This window comes from Chryseobacterium indoltheticum (assembly GCF_003815915.1).
Classification (GTDB): Bacteria; Bacteroidota; Bacteroidia; order Flavobacteriales; family Weeksellaceae; genus Chryseobacterium; species Chryseobacterium indoltheticum.
The window spans coordinates 3,245,182-3,263,636 of sequence record NZ_CP033929.1; the positions used below are offsets into that span (position 1 = coordinate 3,245,182).

16 protein-coding genes are annotated in these 18,455 nt (G+C 33.2%); 7 read left to right on the top strand and 9 right to left on the bottom strand.

Translation table 11 applies throughout. From position 1 onward, the window contains the following. The first annotated feature begins 31 nt into the window (after positions 1–31). Positions 32–1,513 (top strand): aminotransferase-like domain-containing protein, encoded by a 1,482-nt coding sequence (locus EG358_RS15065; RefSeq protein ID WP_076560773.1) that lies wholly within the window; start codon positions 32–34, stop codon positions 1,511–1,513. Positions 1,514–1,731: 218 nt separating this feature from the next. Here EG358_RS15065 and EG358_RS15070 read toward each other — a convergent pair whose 3' ends face one another. From EG358_RS15070 to EG358_RS15090, 5 genes are all read right to left on the bottom strand, one after another. Continuing rightward, positions 1,732–3,030, bottom strand: coding sequence for a TolC family protein (locus EG358_RS15070; protein WP_076560771.1), 1,299 nt, complete (start codon positions 3,028–3,030; stop codon positions 1,732–1,734). A gap of 94 nt (positions 3,031–3,124) precedes the next feature. Next, entirely contained in the window at positions 3,125–5,539 is a 2,415-nt protein-coding gene (locus EG358_RS15075) for an ABC transporter permease (protein ID WP_076560935.1), read from the bottom strand. 93 nt (positions 5,540–5,632) lie between these two features. Beyond that, entirely contained in the window at positions 5,633–6,355 is a 723-nt protein-coding gene (locus EG358_RS15080; protein ID WP_076560770.1) for an ABC transporter ATP-binding protein, read from the bottom strand. A 23-nt stretch (positions 6,356–6,378) separates the two neighbouring features. Continuing rightward, positions 6,379–7,791 (bottom strand): DUF4932 domain-containing protein, encoded by a 1,413-nt coding sequence (locus tag EG358_RS15085; protein ID WP_076560933.1) that lies wholly within the window; start codon positions 7,789–7,791, stop codon positions 6,379–6,381. A 7-nt stretch (positions 7,792–7,798) separates the two neighbouring features. Then, the gene (locus tag EG358_RS15090) at positions 7,799–9,040 is read right to left on the bottom strand and encodes an efflux RND transporter periplasmic adaptor subunit (RefSeq protein ID WP_076560768.1); all 1,242 of its coding nucleotides are present in this window, start codon (positions 9,038–9,040) and stop codon (positions 7,799–7,801) included. A gap of 263 nt (positions 9,041–9,303) precedes the next feature. Between EG358_RS15090 and EG358_RS15095 the strand changes: the two genes are divergently transcribed. The 6 genes from EG358_RS15095 (at position 9,304) to EG358_RS15120 (ending at position 14,978) form a co-directional block, all read left to right on the top strand. After that, the gene (locus EG358_RS15095; RefSeq protein ID WP_076560766.1) at positions 9,304–10,647 is read left to right on the top strand and encodes a sigma-54-dependent transcriptional regulator; all 1,344 of its coding nucleotides are present in this window, start codon (positions 9,304–9,306) and stop codon (positions 10,645–10,647) included. Positions 10,648–10,733: 86 nt separating this feature from the next. Beyond that, complete coding sequence (locus EG358_RS15100; protein ID WP_076560764.1) at positions 10,734–12,050, top strand: sensor histidine kinase; 1,317 nt, start codon at positions 10,734–10,736, stop codon at positions 12,048–12,050. 509 nt (positions 12,051–12,559) lie between these two features. Next, positions 12,560–13,141 carry a hypothetical protein gene (locus tag EG358_RS15105; protein WP_076560762.1) on the top strand — a complete coding sequence of 194 codons (582 nt, stop codon included), beginning with the start codon at positions 12,560–12,562 and terminating at the stop codon, positions 13,139–13,141. Positions 13,142–13,226: 85 nt separating this feature from the next. Beyond that, on the top strand, positions 13,227–13,934 hold the full coding sequence (locus tag EG358_RS15110) for an ABC transporter ATP-binding protein (RefSeq protein WP_076560759.1): 708 nt from the start codon (positions 13,227–13,229) through the stop codon (positions 13,932–13,934). Between the two features lie 26 nt (positions 13,935–13,960). Continuing rightward, the gene (locus tag EG358_RS15115; protein ID WP_076560756.1) at positions 13,961–14,467 is read left to right on the top strand and encodes a hypothetical protein; all 507 of its coding nucleotides are present in this window, start codon (positions 13,961–13,963) and stop codon (positions 14,465–14,467) included. Between the two features lie 70 nt (positions 14,468–14,537). Beyond that, on the top strand, positions 14,538–14,978 hold the full coding sequence (locus tag EG358_RS15120; RefSeq protein WP_076560753.1) for a hypothetical protein: 441 nt from the start codon (positions 14,538–14,540) through the stop codon (positions 14,976–14,978). Positions 14,979–15,015: 37 nt separating this feature from the next. On the opposite strand, the gene EG358_RS15125 is transcribed toward EG358_RS15120, so the two are convergent. The 4 genes from EG358_RS15125 to EG358_RS15140 form a co-directional block, all read right to left on the bottom strand. Further along, the gene (locus EG358_RS15125; RefSeq protein ID WP_076560751.1) at positions 15,016–15,816 is read right to left on the bottom strand and encodes a patatin-like phospholipase family protein; all 801 of its coding nucleotides are present in this window, start codon (positions 15,814–15,816) and stop codon (positions 15,016–15,018) included. Between the two features lie 80 nt (positions 15,817–15,896). Next, positions 15,897–16,481 (bottom strand): hypothetical protein, encoded by a 585-nt coding sequence (locus EG358_RS15130; RefSeq protein ID WP_076560749.1) that lies wholly within the window; start codon positions 16,479–16,481, stop codon positions 15,897–15,899. Positions 16,482–16,548: 67 nt separating this feature from the next. Next, the gene (gene lpdA / locus EG358_RS15135; RefSeq protein WP_076560747.1) at positions 16,549–17,937 is read right to left on the bottom strand and encodes a dihydrolipoyl dehydrogenase; all 1,389 of its coding nucleotides are present in this window, start codon (positions 17,935–17,937) and stop codon (positions 16,549–16,551) included. A gap of 179 nt (positions 17,938–18,116) precedes the next feature. After that, entirely contained in the window at positions 18,117–18,380 is a 264-nt protein-coding gene (locus EG358_RS15140) for a hypothetical protein (protein ID WP_076560745.1), read from the bottom strand. Positions 18,381–18,455: the final 75 nt, after the last annotated feature.

Consider the following 18,455-nt stretch of genomic DNA (forward strand, 5'->3'; position numbering starts at 1 on the left):
CGGATGGTTGGATAGTGCCAGTTTTAACATTATGAATAGTCCGGTTGAGTTTCCTTATGAAAGTTTTATTTTAATCAATAGAAGTTCAGAGATTTCTATTTACATGCAGATCTCCAATCAATTGATCAATGCAATACAAAGGGGATTTTTACCATTTGGCATAAAACTTCCGGGAACAAGGGCTTTAAGCATTATTTTGAATGTTCACAGGAATACAATTGTTGCGGCTTATGAAGAATTGTTTGCACAAGGTTGGGTTGAAAGCCTTCCTAATAAAGGAACTTTTGTCATCGGGAAAAATCAGGAAAAACCATTTCAAATTAAAGATTTTGAGAAAAATAACCTTGAACATTATCCAAAATCGACCGGTTTTTCATTTAAAACTTCAAATATTTTAGATAATCCGTTTGAATATTCTAATTGTGAATATATTTTCAATGACGGCGTTCCTGATATTCGTTTAACGCAAATTGATCATCATTCCCGAATTTACAGTTCTATTTTAAAAAGAAAAGCCCATAAAATAGGACAATATAATCAGGATGGAAGTGAATTTTTCAAAAAAAACCTTTCGCAGTTTTTAAATCTATCACGAGGTTTACCAATCTCGAAAAACAATCTTTTGATAACACGTAGTACGGAAATGAGTATTTATATTGTTTCCGAAATTTTACTTTCGGAAGGTGATATCGTCTTAGTCGGAAAATTAAGCTATTTCTCTGTCAATATGATCTTTCAAAAAGCCGGAGTAAAAATTCAGCCTATTTCGATTGATGACGAAGGAATTAATGTGGAAGAAGTAAGAGAAGCCTGTAAAAAACAGAAAATAAGAATGCTTTATCTTACGCCACATCACCACTATCCTACTACCGTCACTTTGAGTGCAAAAAGAAGGTTAGAGTTACTCAATCTTGCGAATGAATATGGTTTTATTATTCTTGAAGATGATTACGATTATGATTTCCATTACGACAAAAGCCCTATTCTTCCTTTGGCAAGCGCAGACACCAACGGAATGGTTATTTATATCGGATCTTTTGGGAAATCTTTGGTTCCCGGTTTCCGAACAGGATTCATTGTTGCACCGGAAAATCTGATGATTGAAATGCGAAAATATTTAGGGATTATAGACCGGCAAGGCGACGTTTTGATGGAGCACGTTTTGGGAGAAATGATCGCTGAAGGAGAAATCAATAGGTATTTAAAAAAATCATTAAAAATTTATCAGGAAAGAAGAGATTATTTCGTTTCTCTTTCAGAACAAAACTTAGGAGAATACATTGATTTTCAAAAACCTTCAGGAGGTTTGGCAGTCTGGATGAAGTGGAAAATCCCCGTAAATCTAATGCAACTCAGTAGAAACTGTGCCCAAAACAATCTTTTCATTCCCAAAACCCTACTTTATCAGAATAAAAATCTTACGGCAATGCGATTGGGTTTTGGAAATTTGAATCTGAATGAAATGGATAAAAGCATTGAAATTTTATCTGAAAATATCAAATTATTGTCCTGATCTTTTTAATCCATGATATTTTTTAACCGCAAATGCAACATAAGAAATGATTGATAAAAAGAGAATTCAAAAGCTAGCAAAATGTAAAATTTAATACTCGTTTTCTTTCACAGCATTTTACAAAACCTTGTCAAGGTTAATAAATATGCGAATTATTAACCTTGACAAGGTTGAGTTTACAATAGATGCAAAATCAGTGTAAAATTATTTGTAAGATATTAAAACTCAGATTGAAGAACTTTCAATAATTCGACTTGTTGATTGACATCATTTTTGCTGCTTATTAAATTATAATTTGCCTGAAGCCAGTTATTTCTTACCACAAAAAACGTATAAGCATCCATTAAACCTTCTTTATATTTTTCTTCAGATTTTTGAAAAGACAGTTTTTGGTTTTCAAAATTCAGTTCCAAAAGGCTGTATTTTTCCTGCGCATTCAGAAACTGAGCTTTTATAGAATTGATAGATTTGGTTAAATCATTAATGATTAAATCTTTGCTGTAATGGGAATTAATAACATTTAATTTTGCTATTTCTACGTTATTTTTGATTTGAAATTTATTAAAAATCGGAATATTCAGACCAAAAGAAATTGACTGATTTTTATTCTGGCTAAACTGATCAGAAAAACTGGTGTTGGAAAGAACATTGCTGCCTAAAGATTTATTGTAAAAAGTAGACCAACTGTAGTTTCCATTAAGGGTTGGCAAATAGGCAGATTTTTCAATATCTATATTTTTTTGCTGTGCGCTGATTTCTGCAATCACAGTTTTATAAGCTGGATTATTTTCTATTAATTTATTGGTAAAATCAGCAGTATTAAAATCTTCCTGAACTAAAGATTCATTATCATCCATCACAAAATATATAGAATCCTGTGTTATATTCAGTGCATTCAGAAGGTTTATTTTTGCCAGATCACGTTGGTTTTTTGCCGAAACCCATTGTTCCTGCAAAGTTCCGAGGTTGGCTTTGATATCATAAACATCACTTTTTGAACGACTTCCTATTTCCACTTCTTTTTCTGTACGCTTGATTTGCTCTTCAATTCCTGCGATCTGTGTTTCTAAAACCTCCAACCAGCTTTTACTGTTTTGATACGTGAAAAAATTCTGAATTACATTAAACTTCACTTCATTCTGAGCTTGTTTAAGCCTATAGATACTCGCATTTTTATTGAGTTTTGACAATGAAATATTCAAATAATTTCTCCAATTAAACAATTCAATATTTGCTTGAGCAATCACCTGATCATATTGCGTATTAAGCGTTTCCCGCTGATTACTCGACTGATTGATTGACGAGCCCAAACTATAGCTGTGATTTACACCCGCATTCACAGATGGAAGCAACATTCCTTTTGAAGCTGCAATCTGTCGGTCATTTTTCTGAATATTGACGGTTGCCTGCTTTACCAGCGGATGATTTATCGAAGCGTAATCAAGACATTCTTTAAGCGTCCAACTCTGTTGGGCAGGGAAAAGATTGATGATGAATATGAAGAATAGTTTTTTCATGGTGGATTTTTTTGGACTGAAGATGGATGATGGAAGCTGGAAGTTAATCTTAGGCTATCAAAAACACCAAACCTCCATCATCTAACTTCAAACATTATTCGTATTTCAGATATTTTACAAGATTCACTTTTGTAGCTTGATATGCTTTAATACTTACCACTGCGAAAGTTAAAATCAACAATAAAATCATACTCAGAATGAATGGTAAAACCGGCATATCAATTCGGTAGGCAAAATCTTTCAGCCACTCATTCATCAGATAATAACTGATCGGAATGCTTACAAGAACCGCTATAAAAGTAATCCATAGAAATTGTTTCGTTAACCCCACGATCAGATTTCCATCTGATGCGCCTAACGTTTTTTTGATCGCTACGTCTTTTAATTTCTGCTCGATCATTAATGAAGACAAAGCGAATAATCCTAATAATGCAACCATCAAAACCATTGCATTCAGAATCGTGAAAAGGGTTTGTTGTTTTTGGTACGTTTCAAAGGTTTTCGCAAATTGCTTATCTATAAAATATGAGTTGAATGGATATCCCGGTTCTACACTATTTTGCCAATACGTTTTCAATCTTTTTACAGTTCCATCGATATCGTCTGCTTTTAATTTTAATTGAATATTGCTTACATTATATCGTTTCCAGGTAGTTTCTCTGTAATGGAAAAATATCATGGGTTCAACTTCGCTCTTCAAGCTTCTGATATTGAAATCTTTTGTAATTCCTACTATACGATAAGCTTTGTCATCAAATCCAGGTCTGATCTCTCTTTTCATTGCCTGCTCATCTGTCCAGCCAAATCTTCTTAAAAAAGCTTCATTTACTAAGGCATTATTAATTGTGTCTGAGGACAATTTCGGATCAAGCCAACGTCCTTTAAGCAATTTAACACCCATAAACTGCGGATAATTATAATCCATAGAACCGTGACGAGCCTGAATACTTTTATCCATATAATCCATATTCGAAGTACTCTGATTATTGGTTCCGGGAGGCGCTTCTGCAAACGAAACACTTTCTACGCCAGGGATTTTTGCCATCTCCGTTCTCAATCTTTCATATTTCAACCAAGGCTTGCCATTGTTATCTTCATTAAAATCGATCTGAAAAATCTGCTTTCCATTGAAACCAAGATCCTTATTCATCATATATTTTACCTGCTGATTGACAATCAACCCGCCGATGATAAAAAAAGAAGAAATAATGAGTTGCAAAGTCAGAATACCGTTTCTCAACCAAACACCATTTTTACTTCTGGCAAAGTTTCCTTTCAGTGTTTCTATCGCTTTAAAATTGGATAAATACAGTGCAGGAATAAGTCCCGAAACCAAAGTAACCAAAGCCACCATCAAGAAGGAATAAAAGTATATGTGCCAATCATTCATTACAATTTCTTTATCATAAAACTTGTTGAGACTTGGCAAAAGAAGCTCCGTTAAAGCCAGCGACAATAGATATGAGGCAAAACAGATCAAAAAAGTTTCCATTAAAAACTGAAGTATAAGACTATATTTTGTGCTTCCAATCGCTTTTCTCACTCCGATTTCTTTTGCTCTTTGAGAAGCTTGAGCTGTTTTTAAATTGATAAAATTGATAGCCGATAAAATCACAATCAGAACAGAAAGAGTGAACAAAATCATTAATGATTTGAAATCTGGTTTCCCGAACCATGTCATCTCTGAATGTAATTTTATTCTCTCAATTGGAGTAAGCAATGAGTCAGTTGGTCCATACATATCAATAAATTGCTGAGGTGTCACTCCCGCACCTTTAGAGTTTATTTTTGCACGCAACATAATGATATCCAGAAATTTTTTCTCAAAACTTCTTGGGTCTGCTTCTTTTCTCAGCAGAAAAAAGCAACCATAGTTGAAATTTCCCCAAGCTTCTTTATCATTTTTCAACTGTTCTGCAGGTTTAAAAATAAAATCCGGTTTTATCTGGCTATTTTCCTTTGGCAATTCATAAACTGCTGTAACGATGTAGTCTTTTGTATTGATTTTAATTGTTTCGCCGGCAACTTCAGTTTTTCCAAAAAGATTTTTTGCCACAACATTAGAAATAGCAATGTTGTTATCATTTTTAAGGACATCTTTGTAACTTCCTGCCACTAATTTGAATGGAAACAAGTTGAAAAAATTCTCCGACGCAGCAAGTCCGCCCTGTTGATAAGCTGTCTTATTTTTTGTGGTCATTTTATACGCTATTTCCATCCCGTTTATCAAAACGTAATCCTGAACTTCAGAAATCTGTTTTAATGCATTTTCAGCTAAAGGAATAGAAATAGCACCTCCGTAACTATTATCTTTTTTGTAATACGTCTGGAAATAATAAATATTATCTTTTTTAGGATTCCATCTTTCGAAGGATTCTTCGTCATTCCAATGCATGAGGATGAGCATAAATCCTGTAAGCCCAATCGTCAATCCGAATAAATTGATAATTGTGGAAAGCCAGTTCTTTTTATAATTGATGAAGGCAATTTTGAGCCAGTTTTGTAACATAATTTTAGTTTTTTGGATGATTGTTGTTAGTTGATTGTTGTTAGTTTTGAGAATTCCCATCAACTAACACCCGACAACTATCAACTAAAGTTTTTACGCGAAGTTTTTAGCATCTGCTTTTTCGAAAACATCTTTTCTTTGAGAAGAATGTTCTTCTGAGAAAATCTCACCGTCTTTCATATTGACAATTCTTGATGCATAGCCGGCATCATAAGAAGAGTGCGTTACCATTGCAATGGTAGAGCCTTCTCTGTGAAGTTCTGCCAAGAGATTCATCACTTCATTTCCATTGGAGCTGTCGAGATTTCCTGTTGGTTCATCAGCAAGAATCAGTTTGGGTTTTGTAACCAAGGCTCTTGCAACGGCAGCTCTTTGTTGCTGACCGCCTGAAAGCTGCTGTGGATAATGTTTTGCTCTGTGTGCAATATTGATTTTCTCCATAATTTCTTCCACGCGTTTTTTTCTTTCTGAGGAAGAAACTCCGTTGTAAATTAAAGGCAATTCTATATTTTCATAAACCGTTAATTCATCAATCAGATTAAAATTCTGGAAGATAAAACCTATATTTTTCTTTCTGATCTCTGATTTTTTCTTTTCAGAAGTTCCAATTGTTTCTGTTGTTTCAAACTGATAAGAACCGGAAGAAGCGCTGTCTAAAAGCCCAAGAATATTTAGAAAAGTAGATTTTCCGCAACCTGAAGGTCCCATTATCGCTACAAATTCTCCTTCTTTTATGCTTAAACTTACATTATTGAGCGCATTGGTTTGCACGTCTTCAGTTTTATATACTTTGGATAGGTTTTGAATATTTATCATTTTAATTTGGTTTTAAAGTTGAGTTATTTTGTTTTAAATTTTATTACGGTTTCTTTTAGAGGATAGCCTTCTTTCGATTTGAATTTATTTCCCGTCAATACAAATTCATATTCTGTATTGGGCTTCATTTTCGTCACTAATTTTATTCCTTTATGATCATTCACAAAGCCTACGAGTTTTTTCAAAGGAAAATGTTCTTTGCCTGTACTTCCAATGCTTATAGAAACGCCTTCTGCCATTTCTCTGTCAAAATGTATTGTGATTTCTTGTATCGCAGGATCTACATCATTTTTGTTCCGGACATCGGGAAAAATAGATTGTACTTTAGGTTGTTTTTGTTCGTAATCTGCAATAATGGTCTTCATTCTTGGTGCTAGCTTATTATAGAAAGAGATAATCTCAGGATAAAAGCTTTCAAAAGAAGGATATTTTTTTCTGTTGTTCTGATACATTCCCAGCAGATCTACCAATTCTTTCATCCACAAAAATTTTCTTTTTTCCTGAATAAAAATTTCTTCACCGATATCTTTTTGTGAGTATTTATTATCGATCATATACCGTACAACAGCGGCTCTCACCAGACTTTCATTGATCATCGTTTCCCAATTTCCATACGCTTGAGATTCCATGTCTTTTTTTACCAATTCATAAATTATTTTACCTGAATTTTCTAATTTTAAAGTATTGCCATTCATATCCAAAATATAATTGACAAACGAATGGTTGAACTCATGAATCAATAAAGGCTGAAATTCATTTTTATCGAATTTTGCGTTTCCGTCCTTATCAAAAGACCAGACACCGACTACTGCATTTACGATGGTTTTACTTTTTTCGGGGTGAATTTTAATTCCGTAATTTCCACCGCCATTTCCGTAACCTAAAATGATTTTATAATCTTCATTGGCTTTTTTACCGTAAAATTTTGAATACCAATCTTGATTAAAATCAGACAAAACAGATGTTTGATATTCAATTTCTGCTTTTTTATATTCTCCAGCATGATTGTCAAAAAATTTCTGAAAATCGGTTTTCTCGTAAAATTGATTCAACAAAGAAACAAACCGTTTGGTGTCTACTTTTTCCCACCTTTTATCTAAAGAATTTTCTTTTTCTTTAATCAAACTGAATTTTCCGTTTTTAAAAGATAAATGAAGCGCCATCGACATTACGGCATCATAGCCCAATCCGTTTTTATTTCTGTTTTCCTTAATAAATTCAATTATTTCTGAATTTTTATAAGCATCAAAATAAGTATTGATATCTGCCACGTACTTTTTATTATCGTTCTGACTATATTCTTCAGCTCCCGCCAATCGAAAAACCACGCTTACAATTTCTATTCTTTCGTCAACTTTAGGTTCTAATTTTTCCTGCGAAAAATTCAGAATTGAGACAAAAAGAATAGTTAATACTAGAAATTTTTTAATCATCATACTTGTTTTATTTTTTAATATCAATAATTTCATATTTCTTAAGTTCAGAATAGTCGGAAGTGATCACCTTTTCTCCCGCCTTCAATCCGGAAAGCACTTCATAATACATCGAATTTTCTCTTCCAAAACTTACGTTCCGTTTTATGGCTTTATTTCCTTTGACTACAAAGATCCATTTTCCGTTGGTATCTTTATAGAAATTTCCTTTCGGAACCATTAAACTTTGGGTATCTCCAGACAATTTCAGTTTCACACCGAATGTCATTCCTATTTTTAAGTTTTCAGGTTTCACATCAATGAAATTAAGTTCTACAGAAAATTGCCCATCTTTCACTTCCGGAAGAATTTTGGCGATGATCACTTCATACTCTTTTCCATTATTGTCAAGACTTCCTTTGATGCCGATTTGCAGTTTATTGATATAATATTCATCTACTTTAGCAATCAGCTTGTAACCACCCATTAAGTCTATTTTCCCTATACTTTCGCCACTGGTTAAATTTTGTCCTAAAGATATATTGAATGACGATAATCTTCCGGAAGCCGGTGACATAATCAGGAAATTATTTTTATTTGAATGCAGAATATTCAAACTTTTTTCCATTTGACTGATAGAATTATTAATCGCAGCAAACTGAGAATTTCTTGATATCCTTTCGTTTGCGCCTCCTTTTTCTACGATTTGTTTTCTTTGCTTCTGATAATTCAGATTTTGAAGAGCCACATCATAATCGGTTTTCTTTCCGATCTCCGCATCATACAATCTTTTCTGAAGATTATACGTTTGCAAAGCCGTATTATAATCATTCTGAGATTGCAATAATTCTTTATCCTGATTAAATTCCTGATTCTTCAGTTCCAGAAGAGAGCTTCTCATTTGGCTGATCTGTTGCATAATTCCGGTTTCCTGATTCAGATAATTAAACTCGGTATTAGGATTAAAAACTCTGGCTATTGGCTGCCCTTTCATCAGCATTTGTCCGTCTTCAGCAAAAATTTCTTTTACAGCACCGCCTTCCAAAACATTCACAAGAGAAGAATTAAGAGACTGAGTTTGCGCCGTTACCATTAACATATCTTCAAATTTTCCATTCTTCACTTCATCAATTGTAATATCTTCTGATTTTACATTATAGGTTTTTTTCTGATTGAGAAAGTACCATCCAAATACAGAAACTGCCAAAGCAGAAGCAATGATGCTTAAAATTAATTTTAGTTTAGATTTATTTTTTACTATTTTCGTATCCATATTCAGATAACTGTTTTACTTATAGAGAATTACACAATACAAAGACCAGAGATTTGCAATACTATAACTCCCTGTAAATGTGATTAAATATATTTTAATTAATTTTAAGACTGTTCACTATCGGACACTTTTTGTACGAAAACGAACAGATTTAGTTGATATTTGTCAGTTATTAGTTGATTATTTTTGAATTCTATTCTAAATCTTTAGTAATTAAATAACTATTAACTAAAAACTATCAACCGACAACCAAATAAAAAGAAATGCGAAAAAAGGAAGCTCATATTTTAATTGTGGATGATGATGAGGATATTTTGTTTTCAGCAAGAGTCTGGCTCAAAAAATTTTTTACGGAAGTAAGCTGTCTCAGTCAGCCAAAAAATATTCTGAAATTTTTATCTGAACATCAGGTTGATGCCGTTCTTCTGGATATGAACTTCAGGAAAGGTTTTGAAAGCGGACAAGACGGTTTATACTGGATGCAGGAAATCAAAACGCTGGAAGCTCAACTTCCAATTATCCTGATGACCGCATATGGTGAAGTGGAATTGGCTGTAGAAGCTTTGAAAAACGGTGCTTCCGACTTTATTCTGAAACCTTGGAATAATGAAAAACTGTATGCTTCCGTTAATTTGGCGGTTGATATTTCCCGAAAAAACAAAAAACTCAATCAATGGGAAAACATCAGTATTAAAACCAATCAATATCAGCTGGAAACCAAGTCTCAATCTATGAAAGAGGTAATGGATCAGATTGAAAGAGTGTCTGCAACCGATGCCAATGTTTTGCTTTTGGGAGAAAATGGAACCGGAAAATATGTTCTCGCCGAGCACATTCACGAATTATCAGAAAGGAAAAATCAACCTTTCGTGCATATCGATTTGGGAAGTCTTTCAGAAAATCTTTTTGAAGCTGAACTGTTCGGTTATAAAAAAGGTGCTTTTACCGATGCGCATCAGGATTATGCCGGAAAAATAGAAAATGCAGAAAACGGAACTGTTTTTCTTGACGAGATCGGAAATCTTCCGCTTCATCTTCAAACCAAATTATTAAGTTTAATTCAGAACAGAAAACTGTCTAGACTTGGAGAAAGCAAAGAGCGAATTTTGGACGTACGATTTATTTTTGCGACAAATGAAAATTTAAAAAAAGCAGTTTCAGAAAACAGATTCAGAAAAGATCTGTATTACAGAATCAATACTGTTGAGCTGCAAATTCCGAGTCTGAGAGAGCGATTGGAAGATATTCCTGATCTTGCTAATTATTTTCTCGATAAGTACAAACAGAAGTATCACAAATCTGAATCGGCATTAAATGAAAACTTACTTTCAGAATTGATAAAGTATTCATGGCCGGGAAATATCCGGGAACTCGATCACTGCATTGAGCGAAGTGTGATTCTTTCCAACGAAAAAAATCTGAAATTACTAATGCCTCAAGATGAAGAGTCGGAAAACACCATCATTAATCTCAACATCGAGGAAATGGAAGAAATTCTCATTAAAAAAGCATTGAAAAAACACCGTGGAAATATCTCTCTCGCCGCAGAAGATCTGGGATTATCCAGAGCCGCATTGTACAGAAGAATGGAAAAATTTGAATTGTAAAAATGGAAAAAACGTATCATTCCGGAACCAGGAATCTTATAAGAGAAATAGATTCTTCACTGAATGACAACCTTGAAAAATTTTAAATGAAAAAGCAACAGTTTTTTTGGTTACTATTTATTTTGCTTGCAATTGTCAGCGGAATTTTTGCCTTTGATTTTTATTCTCAAAACAGGTGGATTAATTACTTCCTTTTTTCATCGATAAGTCTGATTTGTATTATTTTGGCGCAAAAATCGGCTTCATCTTACATTCAAAAAACAGAAAAGCTGCTTTTGGCCATTCAGAAAAAAGATTTCTCGCTATTTCCTGAAGCTGAACAAAACAGCTTGCTCGACAGTGCCGTAAAACTTTATTATCAAAGCAAAGAAGAGCATCTCTCGCATTCTTCTTACAAACTTCTTTATGAAGAAATATTGAATCAACTGGAAATTGGATTAATGATTCTTTCCGAAAAAAATAATGAATGGGAAGTTTTTTATGTAAATCCTGTTTTTCTGGAAATTCTGGAAATCCCAAAATATAATCACTGGAATCTTTACGAAAGTAAAACACCCAATTTTTACAAAATCATCGAGCAGACGCAGTATGAAAACTCTCAGGAGTTCTTCGATATTTCAATTAATGAAAATACAAAACAGTCATTTTCTCTCAGAACAAAGAAAGTAGAGAATGTAAAAAACCGTTTTTGCATCATCAGCTTAGAATCTGTGCAAAAAATAATTGAGCAAAAGGAAAAACTGGCATGGAATAATCTGATGAAGGTAATTTCTCACGAACTTCTAAATACTTTAACGCCCGTCAACAGCCTGATTCAAAATCTGGAATACATTGCCAATCAGGAAGCGATTGACAAAGAAGATCAAAAAGACATGCAGGAAAGCCTGATGATTATCAATAATAAATCGAAGCAATTGCTGAATTTTGTTGATGATTACAGACAGGTTGCCGAGTTGCCGAAACCTGTTTTCAAAACTATTTCTCTGAGTGATATTGTGGAATCAGCACTTAATTTTCTGAAACCTGAATTTGAAAAAAACAATATAAAAATCATCAATTCATTAGAAAACCAAACTGTTTTTGCAGATCAGAAGATGATTGAAAGATGCCTTATCAATCTTTATCTAAATGCAATCTATGCCGTGGAAGGCACACCCGAAAAAAACATCCGAACAGAGATTAAAACATTAAACAAACGTATTGTTTTGAGTGTAGAAGACAGCGGAATCGGAATACCGAGCGAAATTAAAGATAAAATTTTTCTTCCGTTTTTCACGACCAGAATCAGTGGCTCGGGAATCGGTTTGACTTTGAGCAAAAGTATTATTGAGGCCCATAAAGGATATCTAAATTACAAAGCATTGGAGCACGGAAGCCAATTTGAGATTTGGTTTTTAAGCTAAGCATTTAAGCTAGTTTTTACAATAAATCTTAATTATTGGTATAACTCTTGATTCAGATTTATTATAAGAATTTTATTTATATATCTTTTGGAATAGCTTACGTATTTTTATTTAATATTAAAATTTTATTAAAATTTTAAAATAAAAACATTAATCTACTTAAAGTATTATATCTAAATTCATTTAAAACTATTAACCGTAAACAAACCAAATTAAAGGCATTTATATTGTAAAAAGAGGCTATTACGTCTCTGGAAACTTAAGTACATTTCCTATGTAATTTATTGACATCTAACTTTTAAGCCCTAATTCTGTTACGAAAAAATTCTAATATTCATAATATAAATGAATTTTAAAGTCATTTTCTCGATTATATATTACGATTTGCATAATATTCAAGAAAAGACAAATTAAAAAAAAACATTATTTTTGCTTAATAAAAGTAAATGGTCTTTGTGATTTTATCTATAAATTAGCATTACCAACCGAAATATTAAATTTACAATAGCATGAAAAAAATAATTTTACTCCTCACTTTACTTTCCGGAATATCGGCATTTTCACAAATAAAGGTTCTTAAAAACGAAGCATTAGTTGAGATAGGGAAAGACAATTCTGTCGGCTTATATAAAAAGGAAAACAAGTTTACTTTTAATTATCAGGATATCAACACAAGTAATCTCAATACATTCAGATCATTCTCATTTAATGATGTAAACGGTGACGTGCAAGGACTTTATAAGCTGATCACTGATGGTTTTATAGACGAACCAAGCGGAAATATTACTTTGGAACTTCCGAATGATATTATAGAACTTTATTACCAGAAAAACTACGGCCAGCCAACAGTACAGATTATACAATATATAAATAAGAATAAAAAATATGTTGGTAAATCTCAGTTTTTAAATAAAAAACAAATCGATAAAATTTTCGGTATTGGAACGCCTAAGGCAGCGTTGTACAGCAAATCGGCGGTAAGACAAACTCCTGTAAATGCAATGAACAATACTTCGGCGCAAGGTTCGACAAATGCTCAGCAAAACAATAGTCAGAAGACACCGGCAAAATCTACGAAAAAAAGAAGATAATTTTGGTTTTTTTAAACATATATCAGCTCATTCTTACCGAATGAGTTTTTTTATTTCTATTTTTGTCAAAATATTACATTGTACTATGTCTCTTCAGGTAATTAATCTAACAAAGAAATTTGGTGAGCAGACTGCTCTAAATAACATCAACATAACTATCGATAAAAATGAAATCATTGGTCTTTTGGGTCCCAACGGAGCCGGAAAATCAACTTTAATGAAATCGATTGTCGGTGCATTGAAAATTGATGAAGGTGAAATTATCTTTAACGGGAAAAATATTACAGAGCACGAAATTGAGAGCAAAAAGAATATCGGGTTTCTTCCCGAAAACAATCCGCTTTATCTGGAAATGTATGTAAAAGAATATTTACAGTTTGTCGCGAATATTCATAAAATTTCTGAAGCAAGAGTCGATGAGGTTATAGAATTGGTTGGAATTACTCCTGAAAAATCAAAAAAAATCAGTCAGCTTTCTAAAGGTTACAAACAGAGAGTTGGTTTGGCGCAGGCAATTATTCATCAGCCTGACTTATTGATTTTGGATGAACCAACCAATGGTTTAGATCCCAATCAGATTCTTGAGATCAGAAATGTGGTAAAAGAAATCGGGAAAGAAAAAACCGTTTTACTGTCAACACACATTATGCAGGAAGTTGAAGCGCTTTGTACAAGAGTGATTCTTATTCATCAGGGGAATATCATTCAGGATTCTAATATCAATGACTTTAAAGGAAAATTTGAGAGTTTAGAAGATGCTTTTGCGAGTTATACACAGGTAGAAAAAATTTAATTATTATTTAAATTCTTCAGACTGTTTTGAAAAAAAACTCTATTATTTTAAATAGCATTTTATTTGGTTCATTACTATTAAATCTGGTTAATTTAAAATTCTTTGAGCAAACTCTTATCAGAATTGAATACCTCTTATTTTTTTATTTGATTGGATTTTTAACCTATTTTCTTAGTAAAAAGAAACTCTCAAAAATCAGTAATTGGAATAATTTTAATAAAGCAATTTTTTGTATAATTGTTGTAGGTGCAAATTTGACAGCACTTTGTTTAGGGCTCAATCTACTTTTGGCCAGTCAAAAAACAAAGATAGAATCATTCTCAATTGTAAGAAAAACCAATATTTCTGGAGGAAAATATAATAGAAGTAAAAGGACTCCAGCAATTATTTTCGAAACCAAATTTAACGATACAAAAAGACTTACGTTTACTATTGATTATAAGAAGCAGATTGAGAAGTCAAGTATGATAGAATTGGAATTATCAGAAGGTCTATTCGGATTTGAAATAATTAGAAGCACCAAACTCAGATAATTTAAAACATAATGCTTCCTTTATTGGCTTTAAATTTGATTTCCATGTAATAATTTAAAACAAAATCAACATGATTAAGAAATTATTATTGGGAACTTTATGCATCGCTCAGTTTTCTCTCGTTGCCGCTCATGATGTGAAGCAGACTCCAAATTTTACAGACGATAACGGAACTGAATATTTTCAGAATGTTCCTAAAACAGTTATTATTAAAACTAAAAAATTTAAGGTAAGAATTGATAAGCAACCGAATGGAAATTACCTGTATCAATCTTGGGGAGCCAATACAAAAATCACGGCGAAACCAAGTATGATCATCAGTAACGGAGAATTAATTCCTGATGGATCGGGAGGTAATTATTATTTCGAATTTAATAACAACGGAACTATTTACCAAGTATGGAGGAATTATTTAACAGATTCCCCAAAAAAAGCACCTTACACATTAGTAGTCGTTGGTGAAAACGGTGAAACCTTGGTAAGACAAGATGCGCAAATCGTAAAAAATTAAAATTAATAAACTCTCGCTTTCAGGCGGGAGTTTTTATTTACGATCCAATATTTTTTATTTGTGTAAAATAATTGCTTTCGGCAAAACTGTCTTTGGCAGCGCGGTATCCAATATTAAATATTTGTTCTAAACGGTCTTTTTTGCGTTCAAAAGTTCCGTAGCTTGATAAATCCTGAGAGGAAATAAGCCAGTCACAATGCTCAAACTTAACCTTTTCGATACGATATGAAAGCAAATCATAAGATCTCGAAACAATTGCTTTTATGGTCTTTAAATCACTAATTTTAATATCGTGAGGCGGCGAGACAAACACACCAATCAGTTTATCGCAATCGGCACGGATAATATCTGCCGGGAAGTTATTTAAAACACCTCCATCGCAGAACATTTCTTCCCCTAAAATATAAGGCGTTGTAATGCCCGGAATCGAGCACGACGCAATGATGGCATCGGTAACTAAAAAATCTTCATCAAAAATTTTCTCTGTTCCGCCAACCAATTCGGTGGCAACAATTTTCACTTCCTTATTGAGATCTCCAATCCTCATATCCCTGAAAATAGGTTTCAGATATGTATTAAAAATCACAGACGACACCAGACCCGGCTGGTTAAAGGTAAAATGTTTCCAGTTAAAAAAATAAACCGACTGAAAGAAATCTAAAATTTCCTCAGGTTTTTTTCCGATTGCATAAAGGCATCCCACGATAGAACCGGCACTGCAGCAAGCGAGAATATCTACATCGATATTCTGCTCGTTCAAGAATTTTAGTACTCCCGCATGGGCAATACCTTTGGTACCACCGCCTGATAATACCAACCCTGTTTTTTCAAAGTTCATAGAATAAATGTAAGAAAAGACGTTCTAATCTCAATAGCTATTTTCCTTAAATATTTATTAAAATCTATATAGTGTTTTAATTATTGTTTAGCATCGTATAAACGCAAAAGCTTTACAAAATCTTCTTCCGTATTCGCAGACTTTAATCTCAGTTGCAAATCCGGGTAGTCTTTAAATATAATCTTAAACTTACGTTTTAAATCATCAAAGAAGCCCCAGTAAAGAATATTTTTATTGTTATCTGTAATATAACCTTTAATTTGGAGCTGCATAGCCAACGTTGGATTGTGATAATCTTTATACCAGTTTATATTTTTCCCTTCGTATAAAACTTCGATTAATCCCTGCTCTTTCGGAAGTCTTTCAGATGAAGCAAAATATTCATGTTTTAGATTGTTCTCATCAGTAATTTTGACATATTTAATATCATCTGGCTGCACCCAGCTCTCATTTCCATCAGAATCTCTCATTTTCATTTTAAACATAATGGTAGCAAAGTAATACTTCTTATTACTGAATTTACCTACGTTTCTGACTTTAGCTTTTATCGTATCCTGACTATTTTTTAAAATATATTCTACAGGGAAAAAATTTTTATCGTCTTTTTGTTGAGAGAATAAGAATACCGATAATAAAGAAAATAATAAAATAAATTTTGTTTTCATAATTATAGTGTAAAAAAAAGCCCAGACAGAATCTGAGCTTTAGATATATAATAAATTATACGTAAAATTAAATATGAATCACTTCACCATAAGCAGCAGCAGCAGCTTCCATAATCGCTTCAGAAACTGTTGGGTGCGGGTGAATAGATTTAATAATTTCGTGACCAGTCGTTTCAAGTTTTCTTGCTACAACCGCTTCAGCAACCATATCGGTAACGCCTTCACCAATCATGTGACAACCTAACCATTCGCCATATTTGGCATCAAAAATTACTTTGATGAAACCGTCTGTATTTCCGTTTGCAGTTGCTTTTCCACTTGCAGAAAGAGGGAATTTACCAACTTTAATTTCGTAACCTTTTTCCTTAGCCTGCTTTTCGGTAAGACCAACAGAAGCAACTTCCGGGTGACAGTACGTACATCCAGGGATATTGCCGTAGTCGATTTTCTCAACGTGCATTCCTTTGATTTTTTCTACACAAGTAATACCTTCAGCAGAAGCAACGTGTGCTAAAGCTTGAGTAGGAATAATATCTCCGATTGCGTAATAACCAGGAACTGAAGTTTCGTACCATTCGTTTACCAAAACTCTACCTTTATCTGTCTGAATTCCCACTTCTTCAAGACCAATGTTCTCGATGTTTGCAGCAATTCCAACAGCAGAAAGCAAAATATCAGCTTCAAGAGTTACATTTCCATTAGCAGTTTTCACAGTTGCTTTTACACCGTTTCCGCTTGTATCAACGCTTTCTACAGAAGCATTTGTCATGATTTCGATACCTGATTTCTTAAGAGATTTTTCTAAGTGTTTTGAGATTTCTTCATCTTCTACAGGTACGATGTTTGGTAAAAATTCTACAACAGTTACTTTCGTACCCATTGTGTTATAGAAGTCAGCAAACTCTACTCCGATTGCTCCAGAACCTACAACAATCATAGATTTTGGCTGCTCAGGAAGAGACAATGCCTGTCTGTATCCGATTACTTTTTTACCGTCTTGTGGTAAGTTTGGTAATTCTCTAGAACGAGCTCCTGTTGCGATGATGATGTTTGTTCCTGAATATTCAGTCACTTTACCGTCTTTATCTGTTACAGAAACTTTTTTACCTTTTTGCACTTTTGCAGTTCCCAAAATGACATCGATTTTGTTCTTTTTCATCAAGAACTCAATTCCTTTGCTCATTTTAGAGGCTACACCACGGCTTCTCTGGATTACGTTTGGAAACTCAAAACTAGCTTCCACCTTATTTAATCCGTAATCTTCTGCATGATTAATATAATGAAAAACCTGAGCAGACTTCAACAAAGCTTTGGTAGGAATACATCCCCAGTTAAGGCATATTCCTCCTAAATTTTCTTTCTCAATAATTGCAGTTTTAAAACCCAATTGCGCCGCTCTGATTGCAGTAACATATCCACCGGGACCACTTCCGATGACAATAATATCGTAATTCATTAGCTTAAAATTTTTATGCGAATTTAAGGAAAAATATTGGATGTTTTGCGTTTCAGCAAATTCATCTGAGAATGCATTACAAAAAGTTTCCTGATTTAATTTTAAACTAAAAAAGAGAACGCAATCTGCATTCTCTTTTATTTTTTTAAGGAATATTTCAGTAATAAATCTTCCTTGGGTTACCTTGCGCTTCTAAGCAATTTTTTTTCATTCTGATATCTTATATTTAAAGCTTTCAGCTGATCGTTTTTCATTTTTTTTGTGGCAACCGGATGATTCAGAATCATTTTCTTTTCTGCCCTGTATCGTTTATCAAGTTCGCTTGCTTTACTGTTTGCCAACTGAGCTTTTGACGGATGAGGTGGCGCTGGTGGACGTTGCTGACCGTAAGCACTTACTGATAATCCCACTAATAAAACCGTTGATATTAATAACTTTTTCATGATGTTTAACTTTAATAATTAAAATTTAATAATTTCAATTGGTTACACATTGAATCTTGCATATTTCATACCACA